A 17,035-nucleotide genomic window follows, 5' to 3' on the forward strand; every position below is an offset into this window, starting at 1 on the left:
GGCGTTACCCGCCGCCGTCGGGGCTGTCTTTCCGGGCAGCCTCGGCGGCGGCTTTTTGCACCACGGCCTCCAGCTCGTCGGCCGTGAGCAGCTCCCGGTGCAGGTGCTTGGTGCGGTACCCCGCGCGGCCCACCATGTGCGCGGACACCGGTACGGTGAGCAGCTGGAAGATCCAGGCAACCACCAGGACGGGCCATACCCACCACGTCCGCATCTGCAGTCCAATAGCCGCCAGCAGCAGGAACAGGCCCAGGACCTGCGGTTTGGTGGCCGCGTGCATGCGGCTCAGCAGGTCGGGGAAGCGGAGCAGGCCGATGGCGGCGCCCAGGGACATGAGCGCCCCCACCACCATGAATACTGCCGAGACGGCGTCGATCCAGCCGTCGGGACCGGACAAGTCAGGATTCATCGGGCTTCACCCTTCGGTCCGCCACAAAACGGGCCACGGTGACGGACCCGATGAAGCCGATGATGGAAATGGCCACCACCAGCATGAGGTTGTTCAGGTGCCGGTTCACGGCCATGTCGATGCACAGGGCTCCGGCCAGGATGGCCAGGAGGACGTCGGCCGCCAGCACCCGGTCCAGCAATGACGGGCCGCGGGCGATCCGCATGATGGCACCGGCCGCAGCAAGCGAGAAGATGACGGCTGTAACAGCCAGGACAACATGCATCACGTGGCGGCCTCCATTCGGACGGCTTCGAGTTCCTCCGGGCTGCCCATGATGCGGATCAGGCCGGCCTCGATGGACCGGACTTCGTTCCGCAGGCCCTCCACGTCCTGCTTGGAGGCGATGTTGAGCGCGTGCAGGTAGAGGGTGGATGTGGAGCGGTCCACCTCGACCACCAGGGACCCCGGGATCAGGGAGATCACGTGGCCGGTGGCGGTGACGATCAGGTCCTGGTGGCTGCGCAGCCTCACAGCAACGACGGCGTTGGTCACCTTGGGGCCGCGGACCGTGGCCAGGTACAGCACCTGGGCGCTCGCCACCACCACTTTGCCCACGAAGGCAAGCGCGAAGGGAACCGCGTAAAGGATGTTGAACCGGCCGCTGAGCTCCACCGGCGGAAGGTAGAACAACCGGGCCACGCCCACTGCCAGCAGGGCACCGAAGAGGAGGTTCCCGGGGCTGAAGTCCTGCCACAGGGCGCCCCAGACAATCACCAGCCAGACCAGGAGAGGCAGTTCCTGGCGCAGGGAGATGCGTTTGCGGCTCATCGCATACCTCCCACGGCAGGCGTGGCGGGAACCGGGACATCAGGGCCCAGGACTGACTGGATGTACGGGGTCCGGTCCAGCATGTCCCGCGCTGCCCGGTCCGAGAGCCCGAACAGCGGCCCGGCAAAGACGGTCAGGGCAACGCCCAGCGCCACCAGGCCCAATGTGGGGCCCACCATGGTGCGCGGCAGGAGGGTCACGGTGTTCAGCTTGGCGCCCGGTCCCGACACCCGGGCCGGGCTGGCAAGGAGCACCGGATCCGGATGCTCAGCGTCGGTGGGCCTGCGCCAGAACGCGCGGTTCCAGACCCTGGCAACGGCCAGCAGGGTCAGGAGGCTCGTCACCACCCCGCCGATCACCAGGGCGTAGGCCAGTGGCGTGCCCAGCTCAACGCCGGCCTGCATCAGGCCCACCTTGCCGAGGAACCCCGAGAAGGGCGGGATGCCAGCGAGGTTCATGGCCGGAACGAAGAACAGCATCGCCAGCATGGGCGACAGTTTGGCCAGGCCGGCCAGCCGGTCCACGGAGGAACTCCCGCCCCGCCGTTCGATCAGGCCGGTGACCAGGAAGAGGCTGGTCTGGATGGTGATGTGGTGGGCCACGTAGAAAACCGCTGCGGCCAGCCCGGCAACGGAGGACATGGCCAGGCCGAACACCATGTACCCGATGTGGCTGACCAGGGTGAACGACAGGAGCCGCTTGATGTCGCTTTGGGCCAGGGCACCAAGGATGCCCACCACCATGGTCAGCAGCGCCGCCACCATCAGGGGCGTGTTGAGGGTGTCCCCGGGGAACAGCAGGGTCTCGGTCCGGACCATCGCGTACACACCCACCTTGGTGAGCAGCCCGGCGAACACGGCGGTGACGGGGGCCGGCGCCGTGGGGTAGGAGTCGGGGAGCCAGAAGGACAGGGGGAAGACGGCGGCCTTGATGCCGAAGGCCACCAGCAGCATGACGTGCAGCAGGGTCCTGGTGCCCTGGTCCAGGTCCCCGAGCTTGATGGCCAGATCCGCCATGTTCACCGTTCCGGTGGCGCCGTAGACCATGGCTATGGAGATCAGGAACAGCACCGAGGACACCACGGACACCACCACGTAGGTGACGCCGGCGCGGATGCGCGGCCCGGTGCCGCCCAGCGTCATCAGGACGTAGCTTGCCGTGAGCAGGATCTCGAAGCCCACGTACAGGTTGAAAAGGTCCCCGGACAGGAACGCGTTGGACACCCCCGCCACCAGGATCAGGTAGGTGGGGTGGAAGATCGAGACCGGGGCGTCCTGGTCGCCGTCGGCCATGCCCTGCCCGGTGGCATACACCAGCACGGCCAGGCTCACGGCGGAGGACACCACCAGCATCAGGGACGAGAACTGGTCCACCACCATCACGATGCCCCACGGCGGCAGCCAGCCGCCGATGGCCACGGCAGCGGTCCCGCCGTTCCACGCCGATGCCAGCAGGAGGCATTCGAGCGCCAGCGTCAGCGAGAGCAGGGCGATGCTCACCGCGCGCTGGGCCCGGGTATGCCGGATCAGCAGGAAGGTCAGGGCAGCGCCCAGGATGGGAAGTACGACGGCGAGCGGGGCAAAGCTTGCGATGTTCACTTTCCGCCTCCTTCCGGGCCGGAGTCGACGTTGAGTGAGCCGGGCTTTTCCTCCGCGGCAGCGTGTTCGGCGGGCATCTCCCGGCCGCCAGCCACAAGCGTGGCCACCGGCTGGTCCGTTTGCAGATCTGCGTTGTTGTTGGACGCTGCATGGTTTGAGACGTCCCGGCCGTCCGATCCCAGCATGGTGAGCGGGAACTCGGAGGTTTCCGCCGGAACTTCGGCGTCGTCCTCCGCGTCGAAGCTGGGGGTCGCCGCCACGCGGCGGTCTTCCAGGTCGTCCTGGATGTCGTCCTGGCGCGCCAGCAGCCAGGTGCGGTAGATGATGCCGAGCATGAACGCCGTGACGGCGAAGGAGATGACGATCGAGGTCAGGATCAGGGCCTGCGGGAGCGGGTCGCTGTAGTCCTGTGCCGGGGTGTCCTTGGCGAACAGCGGCGCCAGTCCTGCATAGCCCCCGGTGGCCAGGATCAGCAGGTTGGTGGCGTTGGCCAGGAGCATCAGCCCCAGCAGCACCCGGGTGAGGCTGCGTTCCAGGATGAGGTAGATGCCGCAGGCATACAGGGCGCCCATGACGATCAGCAGGGTCAGGTTGACGCTCATGCGTGGCCCTTTGCGGTGGTCTCGGCGGGGACGGTGTCGGGCTCCAGCGGGGGTTCCAGGTCCCGTTCAGCCTCCAGTTCCGGCTGCCCGGGACGGTCGATGTCCGGCTCGTCCTGGTGTGGGGCGGCCGCCGACCGTTCCTCCATGTGCTCGTCAATTTCGGCCCCGAGGCTGCGCAGCACGTCAAGCACCAGCCCCACCACCACGATGTACACCCCGATATCGAAGATCGTGGAGGTGACGAATTTGATGTCCCCGAAGACGGGCAGCCACACCTGGATGATGGCGGACTGGAACACCTGGCCGCCCAGCAGCAGGGGCACCACGCCGGACACGGCGGCCAGGGCCAGGCCGGTGCCCAGCAGCGCGCCGGCGCTCAGTGGCGCCGCCTCCCGCAGTTCGAAGCGTCCGCCGGCCAGGTAGCGGATGGTCAGCGCCAGGCCGGCGGTGAGGCCGCCGGCGAAACCGCCGCCCGGCAGGTTGTGGCCGGCCAGCAGCAGGTAGAGCGAGAAGATGATCATCGAGTGGAAGAGCAGCCGGGTGACCACTTCGAAGATGATGGAGCGCCGTTCGGGGGCCAGGGTGCGGCCCGCGACGATCCAGGGATCCCGGGCTGCGGCTGCGAACCTGCGGCTGATGGCCAGTGCCGCGCCGTCGCGGGAACCGGGATCCACGCCGTGGGACCGTCCCACCGTGCCCTCGGCAACGGATGCGGACCGCTGCAGCCGGTCGCCGCGCCCGCGTACGAAGATCAGGCTGGCGACGCCGGTGGCGGCAAGCGCAAGGACGCTGATCTCGCCGAAGGTGTCCCAGGCGCGGATGTCCACCAGGGTCACGTTGACCACGTTCAGGCCGCCGCCGCCCTCGTAGGCAAGCTGCGGGAACTGCAGTGATACGGGCAGGGCGGTCCGGGCGCCCATGGCGAAAATGGCCGCGAACACCATGGTGGCGCCGAAACCCAAACCGATGATGACACGCACCACCCGGTATTTGCCGCCGGTGCGGTCCCGCAGTTCCGGCGGGAGGCTGCGCATGGCAAGGACGAACGCCACCAGGATGATGGTCTCCACCAGCATCTGGGTCAGCGCCAGGTCCGGAGCGCCCTGCAGGGCGAACACCAAGGCGATGCCGTACCCGGTCACGGAGACCATCAGCACAGCGAGGAAGCGTTTGTTCGCCTTAACGGCGGCCAGGGCGCCGATCACGATGCCCACCCCGGCCACAAGCTGCAGCGGGGAGTTGGGATCCACCAGGTAGACGTTCTGCGGCAGGGGGTTGCCACCCAGGAGGATGACCGTGAGCGGCAGGACGAACGCCACGCTGAGGATCACGGCAAGGTAGAAGTACAGTGAGCCGCGCTGGGTCCGGCCGGTGATCCAGACGGCCACGTCGTCCAGGGCGCCGATGGTCAGCTGGTAGGCACGGTCGCCGTCCACCCAGGCCGGGACCAGGGACTGGACGCGGGCCACCGCGTTGCGGCCAAGATACATGGCCGCGCCAAGCACGAAGGTGACGGCCGTCAGCCCAAGCGCCGGGGTCAGTCCGTGCCACAGCGCAAGGTGGCCCGCCTGCGCGGCCGGAGTGCCGGCGTCGGGCGCTGTGGAAGCGAACAGCGCCGCGTACGGCTGGATCCAGGCGTCCACCGGCACGGGCCAGAGCCCGTACACGATGGTCAGGACGCTGAGGACGGCAGGGGCGGCGAGGAAGGAGGGCCGGATGGCTTTGAAGGGGATGGGGTCCACGCCGGGTTTGACCGCGAAGGCACCCCACATGAAGCGGGCGCTGTAGGCGAACGTGAGGATTGACCCCACCACCAGCCCAGCCAGGACCACCGTGCCCCACGGTCCGGAGTGCGGGTCCGCGGCGTGGTGCACGAACGCCTCCAGCACGGATTCCTTGGCGACGAAGCCGGCCAGCAGCGGAACGCCCGCCATGGACGCGGCACCGATGCCGGCCACGATGCCCAGCGCACGGGAGGAACGGAAGACCCCTGACAGCTTGCGCACGTCGCGGGTTCCGGACTGGTGATCGATGATGCCCACCACCAGGAAGAGCGTGGCCTTGAAGAGGCCGTGGGCCAGCAGCATGGCAAGGCCCGCCAGCGCGGCGTCGGGCGTTCCCAGGCCCACCGCCATAGTGAGGAAGCCCAGCTGGCTGACGGTGCCGTACGCGAGGATCAGCTTGATGTCGGTCTGCCGCAGTGCCCGGTAGCCGCCCACCAGCATGGTGGCCAGGCCCAGGCCCAGGACCACGGGCTGCCAGTACGCCGTCGCGGAGAATCCCGGAGCGAGGCGCGCCACCAGGTAGATGCCGGCCTTCACCATGGCGGCGGCATGCAGGTAGGCGCTGACGGGGGTGGGCGCGGCCATGGCGCCGGGGAGCCAGAAGTGGAACGGGACCAGCGCGGACTTGGTGATGGCACCCACCAGGATGAGCACGACGGCGGCACCCACCACGGCGCCGGACGGTCCGGACGCCAGTGTGGAAGCCTGCTCCAGGATGCTGGAGATACGGTACGTGCCCGCGGTGTAGCCCAGCATGATCAGGCCCACCAGCATGGCCAGGCCGCCGGCAGTGGTGACCATCAGTGCCTGGAGGGCGGACCGGCGGGCGGCAAGCCTGGTCCGGGCGAAGCCGATCAGCAGGTAGGACAGGATGGTGGTCAGTTCCCAGAAGATGAACAGCAGCAGCAGGTCATCGGCGGTGACCAGCCCGAACATGGCACCAGCGAAAGCCAGCAGCTGGGCGCCGAACTGGCCGAGGTCCTGGTCTTTCCGTTTGAAGTACCGGGCGCAATAAACCAGCACCAGGGCGCCGACGCCAAGCACCAGCAGTGACATCACCCAAGCCAGTGCGTCCATGCGGAAGGCGAATTCCAGGTGGAGGCTGGGGATCCAGTCCAAGGCCTCGGTGACGGCTCCTGACCCTGACCCTGAGTAGACGGGACCGTGCTGGAACACCAGCCAGCCGAAGGAAGCAGCCGGAACGGCAGCCAGCGCGTAAAAGGCGTTGCGGCCCCAGAGCCTGAAGAGGAAGGGCGCGAGGACAGCCACCGAAAAGTGCACGGCAAGGACTGTGATCACTGTATTCTCCGCAACGTCAGGAATTCGATTGTCAAAAGTTGGAGCAGGCGGCAAAAAGTAAGGTCCGGGAGGGCTCAGTTTATCAAGGCCCGTCGGGTGTCTTCCCCCGTCAGCGGCGCCACCGACGGCGGAACCCCGCCGTCAAAGGCCCGTGGTCCCAAGGGTGTTCGCCACCGGCGGATACGATGCATCGTATGAACAGCGCCAGCGCTCCGGGAGCAATGCAGCCTGCCTCGGAACTCGAAGCCGGAACCCGGAACTCCAGCAAGGGCCGCGTACTGGCCTGGGCTTCCTGGGACTGGGGCTCGGCGGCCTTCAACGCAGTGATGACCACCTTTGTCTTCACCGTCTACCTGACGTCCAAGGCTTTCGGCGGCGAGGACAGTGCCTCGGCGGTCCTGGGCGCCGCACTTGCCGTTGCCGGGTTCGCCATCGCCCTGCTGGCGCCCGTCACGGGCCAGCGTTCGGACGCGGGGGGCCGGCGGAAGCTGTGGCTGGGAGTCAACTCGGCCGCCGTCGCCATCCTGACGGCCCTGTGCTTCTTCGTATTCCCCCGCCCGGAATTCCTGCTCCTCGGGGTATCGCTGATCGCCCTGGGCAACGTGTTCTTTGAATTTGCCGGCGTGAACTACAACGCCATGCTGGCCCAGGTCTCCACGCCGCAAAACATCGGAAAGGTCAGCGGCCTGGGTTGGGCAGCCGGCTATCTTGGCGGCATCGTGGCACTCCTGATCGTCCTGCAGCTGTTCGTCCAGCCGGCCTTTGACTGGTTCGGCGCGTCCACCCGGGACAGCCTCAACATCAGGCTCGTTGCCGTCTTCTCCGCCCTGTGGTTCTTCGTCTTCGCCCTCCCCGTCCTGTTTGCCGTCCCCGAACTGCCCCGGTCCGCACAGGCGGGCCGCCTGGGCTTTTTTGCCAGCTACGGGCTGCTGTTCCGGCGCATCAAGGCGATCTATGCCACCAGCCCGCACACCATCCACTTCCTGCTGGCCAGTGCCGTGTTCCGTGACGGACTGGCCGCCGTCTTCACGTTTGGCGGCATCATCGCTGCCGGTACCTTCGGCTTTGCCCTGTCCCAAGTGATCTTCTTCGCCATTTTCGGAAACGTGGTGGCTGCCGTCGGGGCGGTCATTGGCGGATTCCTGGACGACAAGGTGGGCCCCAAAGCTGTCATCACCGGGTCCCTGGCGGGCCTCCTGGTCGCCGGGTCGGCGATCCTGGCCCTGGGCAACGGGGACTATGTCTTCTTCGGCATGCAGTGGGCCGGGACCACCACGTTCTGGGTATTCGGGCTCTTCCTCTGCCTGTTCGTCGGGCCTGCCCAGTCCTCCTCCCGCGCATACCTGGCCCGGCTCGCGCCGCACGGCGAATCCGGGGAGCTGTTCGGCCTTTACGCCACCACCGGACGGGCCGTCAGCTTCCTGGCGCCGGCGCTGTTCACCCTCTGCATCACCGTGGCCACCCCCCTGGTGCCGGCCGGGCAGGCACAGCGGTGGGGGATCCTGGGCATCATGGTGGTCCTCCTGGCAGGGCTCGTGGTGCTGCTACCGGTGAAGTCGCCGGCCAAGGCACCCATCGCCGTGGTCCCCGCCGCCTGAAAACACCTTACGGGCCACGTTCCAGGCCCCGGCCAAGTGTTGCCAGGCAGACTAGGCTTGACCTATGAACGTGGACGAAACCAACCTTCCCGGCCTGGGCCGCCGGAAGGATTTCATGACCGCCTCCGGACGCCGCATCGGTGTCGTGGAGCGGCGGGAAGGCCAGACGGAACTCATCGTTTCCACCTGGGACGACCCCGACACCTGCCAGGCTTCCATTCCGCTCACCAGCGACGAAGCCGCCACCCTGGGCAACCTCCTCGGCGGCACGCACCTGGCAATGAAGCTCGCGGAAGAGCACAAGGACGTTCCCGGGATTGTCACCCGGCAGTTCTCCATCGCCGCGGACTCCCCGTTCCAGAACCAGCCCATGGGCAAGGCCTGCATCCGCACCCGCTGCGGCGTGTCGATCGTGGCCATCATGCGCGAGGGCGAGGTGCTGCCGTCGCCCGGCCCCGACGTCGTGCTGCACCCCGGCGACCTGCTGGTGGCTGTGGGTACCCAGGAAGGCCTCGACTCAGCGGCCGATATCCTGCGCCACGGCTAAGCCCTATGGACCCGTTGGCCCTGACCCTCATTGAACTGGGGGCCGTTGTGTTCTGCCTGGGGCTGCTGGCCAGGCTGGCCGGACGGATCGGAATGTCGCCCATCCCGCTCTACCTGCTGGGCGGATTGGCTTTTGGTGCGGGCGGCATCGTCAAACTGGAAGGCATGCACGAGTTCGCACATCTCTCCGGCGAGATCGGCGTCATCCTGCTGCTGCTTATGCTGGGACTGGAATATACGGCGTCTGAGCTCTTCACCGGCCTGCGGCGCTCGTGGCAGGCCGGCGTCCTGGACCTGGTCCTTAACTTCCTGCCCGGCGCGGGACTGGCCCTGCTCCTGGGCTGGGGCGGCGTGGGCGCCATGGTCATGGGCGGCGTCACGTACATATCCTCGTCCGGCATCGCCGCCAAGGTCATCACCGACCTCGGCCGGCTGGGAAACCGCGAGACACCAGTGGTGCTGTCCATCCTGGTGTTCGAGGACCTGGCCATGGCCGTCTACCTGCCCATCCTCACGGCAACGCTCGCGGGAGTAAGTTTCCTGGGCGGGCTCACCGCGGTGGGCATCGCCCTGGCGGTGGTCACCATGGTCCTCATGGTGGCGCTGCGGCACGGGCACCATGTTTCCAAGGCGGTGCACAGCGAAAATTCCGAGGTCTTCCTGCTCAACGTCCTGGGGGCCGCCCTGCTGGTGGCGGGGGCGGCATCGGCAATGCAGGTCTCCGCAGCCGTGGGGGCCTTCATGCTGGGCATCGCAATCTCGGGTTCCACGGCCCACAACGCCACCCGGATCCTTGAACCCCTGCGCGACCTGTTTGCCGCCATCTTCTTTGTGGCGTTCGGACTCAACACGGACCCGTCATCCATTCCCCCGGTCCTTGGCTGGGCCCTGGTCCTTGCGGCGGCCACCACCGCCACCAAGATGGCCACCGGGATTTGGGCCGCCAAACGCGCCGGCATCGCCAGGCCCGGCCGGTTCCGCGCCGGCGCCGCGCTGGTGGCCCGCGGCGAATTCTCCATCGTGATCGCCGGCCTGGCCGTTGCATCGGGAGTGGTCCCGCGCGAGCTGGCGGCGCTGGCTACGGCCTACGTGCTGCTGATGGCGGTGCTGGGCCCGCTGGCCGCACGCTACGTGGAACCGCTGGCCAGGCCGTTTATCCGGAGGCCGGCCGTCGCCCCGCAGCTCTAGGCGCTGGAGGCGCGCCGGCGGCCGTGCCGGTTCTGCCGGACACTGCCGCAGCTGAACGCTGGTGCGGCTAAATGCTGGTGCGGTGGAAGTTGAGGTGGCTGCGGCTTGCGGTCGGGCCGCGCTGGCCCTGGTACCGGTTGCCGTATTCGCCCTGGCCGTAGGGGTATTCCGCGGCCGAGCTGAGCCGGAAGAAGCACAGCTGCCCGATCTTCATCCCCGGCCACAGCTTGATGGGCAGCGTGGCCATGTTGGACAGCTCCAGGGTGACGTGGCCGGAAAATCCGGGGTCGATGAAACCTGCGGTGGAGTGCGTGAGCAGGCCCAGGCGGCCCAGGGATGATTTGCCTTCCAGGCGGGCCGCGATGTCGTCGGGCAGCGTCACGGTTTCATAGGTGGAACCCAGGACGAACTCCCCCGGGTGCAGGATAAAGGCCTCGTCCTGCTCCACTTCCACCAACCTCGTCAGCTCAGGCTGCTCCTGCGCGGGATCGATGTGCGCGTACTTGTGGTTGTCGAACAGGCGGAAGAACTTGTCGATCCGGACATCCACGGACGACGGCTGGACCATCGCAGGATCGAACGGTTCCAGCACGATCCGCTGGGAATCAATTTCGGCACGAATGTCGCGGTCAGAGATCAGCACCGTCCCAAATTACCGTATCGGTTATCCACAGCCGCACTTTCCCGTTGTTGCTGTGGCCTCGTGGGGCTAATGTTGCGAATGAAAGCCGCCGGAATGGTCTCCCGGATGGCGTAACAGGGCTGGGGATGTTTGTGAATAAATTGGTGGCACCCTCTTTTATTGGCGTGCTCTGTGCGTGGGCACTGGTCTCTTCGTCGGCAGCAGCGCCTCCCGCGCCGCTGCCGTTCAGCCAGGCGGATTCGGCTGGCATCTCGCTGGCGGCTCCCGTGGTTCGGGGCGGAACATCCGTCGATGGTGACGGTTCCGCAGGACGCCTCACCCCTGCCGTGGACCCGGACATCCGGGTGGCCTCGCCCCTGCCGGCGGCCACAGCCACGCCAACTGCAGCGTCCGCGCCTGTGACAGCCGCTCCTGCAACTACTGCGCTTGTGCCCTCCACGGAAACGTCACCGGTGGCATCACCAACTGCCGTTCCGGCGGAGCCCGCACCCCGGACGGTGTCCATCCCTCCGTTGTGGGCGCCGGACCAGGAACTGGCTTCGCCGCCGGCCACCCGGCTGGCCACCCCTGAGTCCGGCACCGCGCTTCCCTCCACGGAGGCACTGGTCCCGGACTCGAATGCTGCAGCCGTCCTCACCGTGTTCACCAGGATCAACGAATACCGGGTGGCCAACGGCCTGAACAAGGTCAAGTACCACCCCACGGTGGCCGGCATGTCGCAGGAATGGTCGGACAGCATCGCCGGCCGTGACGTGATCGAGCACCGGGCAAGTTTCTGGACCGATCCCCGCGCCCTCAGCCCCAACAACGGCGCCGGCGAGGTGATCGCCATCCGTACCGACCGCGACGCCGCCCAGCTGGTGGAATGGTGGAAGGGGTCACCGGGCCACAACGCCATGCTCCTCGATCCACGGTTCAACGTGATGGGTGCCGGCATTTCCTACACCAACTCCACCTACCAGATCTGGGGCGTGGTGAACTTCTTCGGCTACACCACGCTGCCGGCGGGGACCCTGGATTCCCCGGGCGGCCCGGGATCAGGGGACGCTTTCCCGCCGCCGGCGCCTAGCCTGTGCGATGCACCCGCCAAGCACATGCCGCCCACGCTTAATCTCGCCGCCGCCGCGATCACAGGCCCGGCCGACATCGTGTCCGTCGACTCCGCGGGGCAGCTGCTGGACAGGGCATCCACCGGACCCCGCACCTATGCTCCGGCCAGGGTGATCGGCTCAGGGTTCAGCGGAGCGAAGGAAGTCTTTGTCACGGACTGGGACCGTGACGGCACGTATGACGTCCTCACCCAGTGGACCGGCGGCGACCTCACACTGCACCGGGGCATCGCCGGGGGTGGGTTCCAGGCCGCCATCACTCTCGGTAAGGGCGGCTGGAACACGCTGACCCTGGCCGTGGGCGGCTGGTGCGCCAACAACCGGATGCCCCAGATCCTGGCCCTGGACGGGGCCGGGAACCTGTTCCTCTACGCCAACAAGGGCACCGGCGATATCGCGGAGCGGGCCACCGTTGCCACCGGTGTTTACGCTTCCCGGCTTTCGATGGTGGACTATGACGCCGATGGCTTCCAGGACGTGCTGGCGCTGAAAGCGGACGGCAGCGTGCAGCTCTACCGCGGGTGGGGCACCACCGCACTCCGTGCAGAGACGCGGCCCACCGTGGCCACCGGCTGGACGGACGTTACGGGAATCCGGGCGCTGCGCAACGTCACTGGGCTGAACTCCACGGGCGTGGCGCTCCGCCGCGCCAACGACACCGTGCAGTACTGGGACCTGACCGCGGGAAGCCTTGCCTCGCCGTCGAACCTTGCCGGACCCTGGACCGGGCAGCGCCTGGCCCAGTAGGCCGGGACTGCCGGCATGGGCTCAGATGGCCGGTTGGAGCTCCAGCACGTGCTTCAGCCGGTCCAGTTGGGCCACATCCGCGCTGACACGGCGCTGCAGCATACCGTCCAGGAAGCCGAACCTGCTGAAGAAACCGAGGCGCCCCTCGCGTTTGGCTTCCATGGCGAACCGGACCCGGGTTCCCCCGTCTTCGGTGCTCAGGTAATAGCCGCCCCAGCGGGTTGCCGGCCCGGACACAACGTGGAACTGGATTTCTGCGCCGGGGCGCACGTTGGTGATTTCCAGGTCCGCGGGAATGCTCAGGCCCGAACGGCCCGCCACCATTTTCCGGTAGACAGCCCCCGCGGCCTCGGCCGGCCCCTGCACGAGCTTCACGCTGCGGACATCGTTGCGCCAGGAGGGAAGATTGGTGGCGTCGAGGAGGTACTGGTAGACCGCCATGGCGTCGCGTTCTATGAGGACCTCGTACTCTGCGATTGCCATGAAGATAGTTCCTGTGGTTGACGTCGGCTGCCGCAATAGCTGCCTCCCCCAACGCGGCCGCTACCCGGATCAGGTTAGCCAGCGCCCGGCGCCCAGACCCAGCCGACAGCGCCGACGTTATTGAAGAGTTACTGGATGACGTCCCGCGTTCAGGACACGGAACCCGCACAGCTTCGGGGTTGGCGGGGAGCCCGCAGATCTGCGCTAAGCTAAGTTCTGCCCCGCGCGAGTGGCGGCATGCGGCTGTAGCTCAATGGTAGAGCGCTAGCTTCCCAAGCTTGATACGCGGGTTCGATTCCCGTCAGCCGCTCTGTTTTCCCTCTTCCCACAGCTTTGCAACCCCCGGCGCGTATTAGGTACAGGGGTGTAGGGTCGGTAGTCAGGAACCTTTTCGGTTCCGCTACAGGAGCAATCATGGCTGACAAGTCCCCGCGTCAAACGGCATCAAAAAAGTCCGGCAAGTCCCTCAAGGAAAAGCGCGCAGACAAGAAGGCCGCCGCTGCGCCGGCCAGCTCCCTGGACATCACATCCAGCAAGGCCGCTAAGAAGAAGTGACAGGCCAACAGGCCCAGCTGAGCCTGGGCGTCCTGGCCACTACGCGGAAACCGGACGAGCGCCGGGTTCCCATCCATCCCCTGCATTTTGAGCGGATCGACCCCGAACTCCGCGGACGCATCATCCTGGAACAGGGCTACGGCGAGCGCTTCGGTGTTCCGGACAGCCACCTCTCCACCTTGGTGGGAAGAATGGCGGACAAGGAAGAGCTGCTGGCCGCGGCCGACGTCGTGCTCCTGCCCAAACCCCAGCCGGAAGACCTTGCCGACATGCGCGATGGGCAGGTCCTCTGGGGGTGGCCGCACTGCGTCCAGGACCGTGCCATCACCCAACTCGCCATTGACAAGAAGCTCACCCTCATCGCCTTTGAGGCGATGAACCACTGGGCCAGCGACGGCGGGTTCGGCCTGCACGTGTTCCACAAGAACAACGAACTTGCCGGCTACTGTTCGGTCCTGCACGCGCTGGCCCTGACCGGTTCCACCGGGGACTACGGGCGCCGCCTCAGTGCCGTGGTGATCGGTTTCGGCGCCACCGCCCGCGGGGCTGTGACGGCACTGAACGCGCACGGCGTCCACGACGTCCAGGTGCTCACCAACCGCGGTGTGGCTGCGGTGGGTGCCCCTATCCATTCGGTGAACATCGTGCAGTTTGACCACGACGCCGAGGCCCCCTTCCTGAGCCAGGTCATCACCGAGCGGGGCCGGGTTCCGCTGGCCCCGTTCCTCGCCGAAAGCGACATCGTGGTCAACTGCACGCTGCAGGACCCCAACAACCCCCTGACGTACCTGCGGCCAGAGGACCTGGCGGGATTCCGCCCGGGCAGCCTCATCATCGATGTCTCCTGTGATGAGGGCATGGGATTCAGCTGGGCCCGCTCCACCACGTTTGCCGATCCGATGTTTACGGTCGGGGACCACATCAACTACTACGCGGTGGACCACAGCCCCTCCTACCTCTGGAACTCCTCCAGCTGGGAGATAAGCCAGGCCCTGCAGCCGTTCCTCGAAACCGTGATGGCCGGTCCTGACGCCTGGGAAGGCAATGACACCATCGCGCGGGCCATCGAGATCCGTGACGGGGTCATCCGCAATGAAGCCGTGCTCCAGTTCCAGGAGCGCTCCCCGGAGTATCCGCACCAGGTTCTTCACATGGCGGACCGGCTGGCGCAGTCCTAGGCACCTGCGTGGCGGCTGACGATCCTCACCGGGTGGCCGCCTTTCAGGTCCATCCGGAGCTTCAATCCACCCTTGCGCGCCAGGACCACCGCCACCGTCATGGCCGCCAGCGCGGGAACACCGCCGGATACCAGCAGGGCAACGTGGGGATCGGCATGTTCGGCGATCCAGCCCAGCATGGGGCCGCCCAGCGCCTGGCCCCCGATCAGCACCATGATGTACAGGCTCATCACGCGGCCGCGGATGGCCATGTTGGAACTGACCTGCACCAGCTGGTTTGAGCCGGTAAGGAACATCAGGCACCAGAACCCTGACAGGACCATCACGGCCCCGAACCACACCATGGACGGGGCGAGGGTTGCGAGGCAGAGCATCAGGCCATACATCCCCGCGCAGAACACCACGGACCGGAGGCGGAGCTGCCGACGGCGGGTGGACGCCACGGCGCCGGACAGGGCACCCAGTGCCACCAGGGCGTTGAGGAGTCCGTACCCGCCGGCGCCCACCTGGAAGATGTGGTCCGCGTAGGCGGCAAGCAGCACCGGCAGGCTCATGGCGAAGACCGAGATGAACCCCGCCATGAGCCATGGCCAGTAGATGGTGGGCTTGCTCAGGGCGTAGCGCAGCCCTTCCCGGAGCATGCCCTTGCTCTTGGGCGTCGGGGCGCTGACGTACAGCTGGTCCTTGCGCAGGAGCAGGAGCATGGTCACCGTTGAGCAGCAGGCCAGGGCGTTCGCAGCGAACGCCCAGCCCGCCCCTACTGCCGTCAGGAGCAGGCCCGCGATCGCGGGACCGATCAGCCCGCCCAGCTGGAAGGTGGTGGAGTTGACGCTGATGGCGTTCCGCAGATACTTGGGGCCGACGAGTTCATTGACGAACACCTGCCGTGCGGGCTGGTCAAGGACGGTCACCAGGCCCAGGACGCAGGCGATGACATAAACATGCCAGACCATGATGACGCCGGTGAGCGCCAGCAGGGCCAGTGACGCAGCCAGGATGGCGGCCATAGCCTGGCACAGAATGAGGATTTTCCGCTTGGCGAACCGGTCGGCGATCATGCCGCCCCACGGGCCAAGCAGCAGGGAGGGCATGAACTGCAGGGCCACCGTGAATCCGACGGCCGTCACCGATCCCGAGAGCTGCAGCACCAGCCAGTCCTGGGCGATGCGCTGCATCCAGATGGCAATGACGGCGATGAAGTGGCCCACGGCGAAGATCCGGAAGTTGGGCACTTTCAACGAGATGAAGGTGTGCTTCCAGGGGAGCTTTTCGGCGACGACGGCGAGCGGCTGGGTCTGGTTGTCCGGCGGCGGGGTGCCCGCGGCGTCGATGACTGGCTGGGAGACGGAGGCCGACGAAGGCGGTGGGGGTGCCACAGGAGTGTCCTCAAATTGCGGGCGGTCTGGGATGTCCTTAACGCTAGGCTGGCGGAGCAGATTATGGAGGCGTATGGTCCCTATAACTCGTATTGCGAAACGCAATAACCCATCCAGAGTGGAAGGCCCGGGAACCCACAATGTTTGAACCAGCCCAGCTGCGTTCCTTCCTCGCGGTGGCGGACACCCTGAGTTTCACCAAGGCCGCCGAGCGCCTGGGCCTGGCCCAGCCCACCATCAGCCAGCACATCCGAAAACTTGAAGCGGCCGCCAAACGCAGCCTGATTGCCCGGGATACCCGAGACGTCAGGCTCACGGACAACGGCGACGCCATGGCGGGTTTTGCCCGCAACATCCTGTCCGCGCACGACGCCGCCGCGCGCTACTTCTCCGGCTCGGCAATGCGCGGCCGCCTGAGGTTCGGCACCGCGGACGACCTCGCCATCACCGGGCTGCCCCGGATCCTGCGTGAATTCCGGCAGATCTACCCGCAGATCAACCTGGAACTGACCGTTGGGCAAAGCGACCAGCTGTACCGGAAGCTCAACGCCGGACAGCTGGACCTGGTGTTCGTGAAATGGGTGGCCGGCGCAAAGGACGGCACCGTGGTCCAGCACGATTCCTTCTCCTGGGTGGGGCTGGAGCAGACGGTGCTGGAGCCTGGAACGCCCGTGCCCCTGATCGCCTACCCGGCCCCCAGCCTCAGCCGGAAGCTGGCCATCGATGCGCTGGAAGCCCATGGCAGGACCTGGCGGATCACCTGCACCACCCGCCAGATCAGCGGCGTGCTTGCGGCAGTCCGGGCCGGCATCGGCGTGGCCGTGATGCCGACGTCGCTGGTGCCCGAGGACCTGAAAATCATCACGCGCCGGTTCGATCTTCCCGCCGTGGGGGATGTGGATTTCACGCTGATCCGCAACCCGTTGGCCAACGCCGAGGTGATCGACGCCCTCACCCAATCGATCGTCGGAAGGACCATTAACCGCCAAACTTAACTCCCTATCGGCACAAATTCCTGCATTTAGGGGAGTTAGGGGCCCGTGTCCATTGATAGGGGAGGTGCCATCCCCTATGCTCAATTACCAAGGTCAAGCAGCAGGCCGGTTCACT

General features: G+C 66.8%; 16 protein-coding genes and 1 tRNA gene. 8 read left to right on the top strand and 9 right to left on the bottom strand.

Going from position 1 to position 17,035, the window contains the following annotated elements; genetic code table 11:
- Nucleotides 1–4: 4 nt before the first annotated feature.
- The 6 genes from mnhG to ACEN9K_RS20405 are packed head-to-tail and all read right to left on the bottom strand — an operon-like array spanning nt 5 to nt 6,502.
- Entirely contained in the window at nt 5–409 is a 405-nt protein-coding gene (mnhG, locus tag ACEN9K_RS20380; RefSeq protein WP_018769976.1) for a monovalent cation/H(+) antiporter subunit G, read from the bottom strand.
- Nucleotides 399–674: an MrpF/PhaF family protein gene (locus ACEN9K_RS20385; RefSeq protein ID WP_018769975.1), complete on the bottom strand. Its 276-nt coding sequence runs from the start codon at nt 672–674 to the stop codon at nt 399–401. Before ACEN9K_RS20385 ends, mnhG begins: the two co-directional genes overlap by 11 nt.
- Complete coding sequence (locus ACEN9K_RS20390) at nt 674–1,219, bottom strand: Na+/H+ antiporter subunit E (protein ID WP_018769974.1); 546 nt, start codon at nt 1,217–1,219, stop codon at nt 674–676. Before ACEN9K_RS20390 ends, ACEN9K_RS20385 begins: the two co-directional genes overlap by 1 nt.
- On the bottom strand, nt 1,216–2,817 hold the full coding sequence (locus tag ACEN9K_RS20395) for a Na+/H+ antiporter subunit D (protein ID WP_018769973.1): 1,602 nt from the start codon (nt 2,815–2,817) through the stop codon (nt 1,216–1,218). Before ACEN9K_RS20395 ends, ACEN9K_RS20390 begins: the two co-directional genes overlap by 4 nt.
- Nucleotides 2,814–3,419: a Na(+)/H(+) antiporter subunit C gene (locus tag ACEN9K_RS20400; protein WP_018769972.1), complete on the bottom strand. Its 606-nt coding sequence runs from the start codon at nt 3,417–3,419 to the stop codon at nt 2,814–2,816. Before ACEN9K_RS20400 ends, ACEN9K_RS20395 begins: the two co-directional genes overlap by 4 nt.
- Nucleotides 3,416–6,502, bottom strand: a complete 3,087-nt coding sequence (locus tag ACEN9K_RS20405) for a Na+/H+ antiporter subunit A (protein WP_495634949.1) — start codon at nt 6,500–6,502, stop codon at nt 3,416–3,418. Before ACEN9K_RS20405 ends, ACEN9K_RS20400 begins: the two co-directional genes overlap by 4 nt.
- A 194-nt stretch (nt 6,503–6,696) precedes the next feature.
- On the opposite strand from ACEN9K_RS20405, the gene ACEN9K_RS20410 reads away from it, so the two are divergent.
- From ACEN9K_RS20410 to ACEN9K_RS20420, 3 genes are all read left to right on the top strand, one after another.
- Entirely contained in the window at nt 6,697–8,100 is a 1,404-nt protein-coding gene (locus tag ACEN9K_RS20410; RefSeq protein ID WP_495634950.1) for an MFS transporter, read from the top strand.
- Nucleotides 8,101–8,164: 64 nt separating this feature from the next.
- Nucleotides 8,165–8,647, top strand: coding sequence for a cation:proton antiporter regulatory subunit (locus tag ACEN9K_RS20415; RefSeq protein WP_018769969.1), 483 nt, complete (start codon nt 8,165–8,167; stop codon nt 8,645–8,647).
- Nucleotides 8,648–8,652: 5 nt separating this feature from the next.
- Nucleotides 8,653–9,834 carry a cation:proton antiporter gene (locus ACEN9K_RS20420; RefSeq protein WP_026265881.1) on the top strand — a complete coding sequence of 394 codons (1,182 nt, stop codon included), beginning with the start codon at nt 8,653–8,655 and terminating at the stop codon, nt 9,832–9,834.
- A 67-nt stretch (nt 9,835–9,901) separates the two neighbouring features.
- Here the strand turns inward: ACEN9K_RS20420 and dcd are convergent, their stop codons facing one another.
- Nucleotides 9,902–10,477 (bottom strand): dCTP deaminase, encoded by a 576-nt coding sequence (gene dcd, locus ACEN9K_RS20425; RefSeq protein WP_018769967.1) that lies wholly within the window; start codon nt 10,475–10,477, stop codon nt 9,902–9,904.
- Nucleotides 10,478–10,602: 125 nt separating this feature from the next.
- Here dcd and ACEN9K_RS20430 point away from each other — a divergent pair, with 125 nt between their 5' ends.
- Entirely contained in the window at nt 10,603–12,333 is a 1,731-nt protein-coding gene (locus tag ACEN9K_RS20430) for a CAP domain-containing protein (protein ID WP_495634951.1), read from the top strand.
- Between the two features lie 21 nt (nt 12,334–12,354).
- On the opposite strand, the gene ACEN9K_RS20435 is transcribed toward ACEN9K_RS20430, so the two are convergent.
- On the bottom strand, nt 12,355–12,816 hold the full coding sequence (locus ACEN9K_RS20435) for an SRPBCC family protein (RefSeq protein ID WP_478222750.1): 462 nt from the start codon (nt 12,814–12,816) through the stop codon (nt 12,355–12,357).
- A 239-nt stretch (nt 12,817–13,055) separates the two neighbouring features.
- Between ACEN9K_RS20435 and ACEN9K_RS20440 the strand changes: the two genes are divergently transcribed.
- The 3 genes from ACEN9K_RS20440 to ACEN9K_RS20450 all read left to right on the top strand — a co-directional run bounded on the left by ACEN9K_RS20440 (nt 13,056) and on the right by ACEN9K_RS20450 (nt 14,549).
- A tRNA-Gly gene (locus ACEN9K_RS20440) sits at nt 13,056–13,126 on the top strand.
- Between the two features lie 104 nt (nt 13,127–13,230).
- Complete coding sequence (locus tag ACEN9K_RS20445) at nt 13,231–13,371, top strand: hypothetical protein (RefSeq protein WP_018769964.1); 141 nt, start codon at nt 13,231–13,233, stop codon at nt 13,369–13,371.
- Nucleotides 13,368–14,549, top strand: coding sequence for a N(5)-(carboxyethyl)ornithine synthase (locus tag ACEN9K_RS20450; RefSeq protein WP_495634952.1), 1,182 nt, complete (start codon nt 13,368–13,370; stop codon nt 14,547–14,549). Before ACEN9K_RS20445 ends, ACEN9K_RS20450 begins: the two co-directional genes overlap by 4 nt.
- Here the strand turns inward: ACEN9K_RS20450 and ACEN9K_RS20455 are convergent.
- Nucleotides 14,546–15,925, bottom strand: coding sequence for an MFS transporter (locus ACEN9K_RS20455; protein WP_134165004.1), 1,380 nt, complete (start codon nt 15,923–15,925; stop codon nt 14,546–14,548). The two genes, ACEN9K_RS20450 and ACEN9K_RS20455, sit on opposite strands and share 4 nt — an antisense overlap.
- Before the next feature lie 140 nt (nt 15,926–16,065).
- Here ACEN9K_RS20455 and ACEN9K_RS20460 point away from each other — a divergent pair, with 140 nt between their 5' ends.
- Nucleotides 16,066–16,920, top strand: a complete 855-nt coding sequence (locus tag ACEN9K_RS20460) for a LysR substrate-binding domain-containing protein (RefSeq protein ID WP_134165003.1) — start codon at nt 16,066–16,068, stop codon at nt 16,918–16,920.
- Nucleotides 16,921–17,035: the final 115 nt, after the last annotated feature.

This window comes from Pseudarthrobacter sp. Pseusp20 (genome assembly GCF_059492155.1).

Bases quoted from the DNA above. Each gene is read 5' to 3' on its own strand.
- mnhG (WP_018769976.1), bottom strand. From the start codon at position 409: ATGAATCCTGACTTGTCCGGTCCCGACGGCTGGATCGACGCCGTCTCG.
- ACEN9K_RS20385 (WP_018769975.1), bottom strand. From the start codon at position 674: ATGCATGTTGTCCTGGCTGTTACAGCCGTCATCTTCTCGCTTGCTGCG.
- ACEN9K_RS20390 (WP_018769974.1), bottom strand. From the start codon at position 1,219: ATGAGCCGCAAACGCATCTCCCTGCGCCAGGAACTGCCTCTCCTGGTC.
- ACEN9K_RS20400 (WP_018769972.1), bottom strand. From the start codon at position 3,419: ATGAGCGTCAACCTGACCCTGCTGATCGTCATGGGCGCCCTGTATGCC.
- ACEN9K_RS20410 (WP_495634950.1), top strand. From the start codon at position 6,697: ATGAACAGCGCCAGCGCTCCGGGAGCAATGCAGCCTGCCTCGGAACTC.
- ACEN9K_RS20415 (WP_018769969.1), top strand. From the start codon at position 8,165: ATGAACGTGGACGAAACCAACCTTCCCGGCCTGGGCCGCCGGAAGGAT.
- ACEN9K_RS20420 (WP_026265881.1), top strand. From the start codon at position 8,653: ATGGACCCGTTGGCCCTGACCCTCATTGAACTGGGGGCCGTTGTGTTC.
- ACEN9K_RS20430 (WP_495634951.1), top strand. From the start codon at position 10,603: ATGTTTGTGAATAAATTGGTGGCACCCTCTTTTATTGGCGTGCTCTGT.
- ACEN9K_RS20435 (WP_478222750.1), bottom strand. From the start codon at position 12,816: ATGGCAATCGCAGAGTACGAGGTCCTCATAGAACGCGACGCCATGGCG.
- ACEN9K_RS20445 (WP_018769964.1), top strand. From the start codon at position 13,231: ATGGCTGACAAGTCCCCGCGTCAAACGGCATCAAAAAAGTCCGGCAAG.
- ACEN9K_RS20460 (WP_134165003.1), top strand. From the start codon at position 16,066: ATGTTTGAACCAGCCCAGCTGCGTTCCTTCCTCGCGGTGGCGGACACC.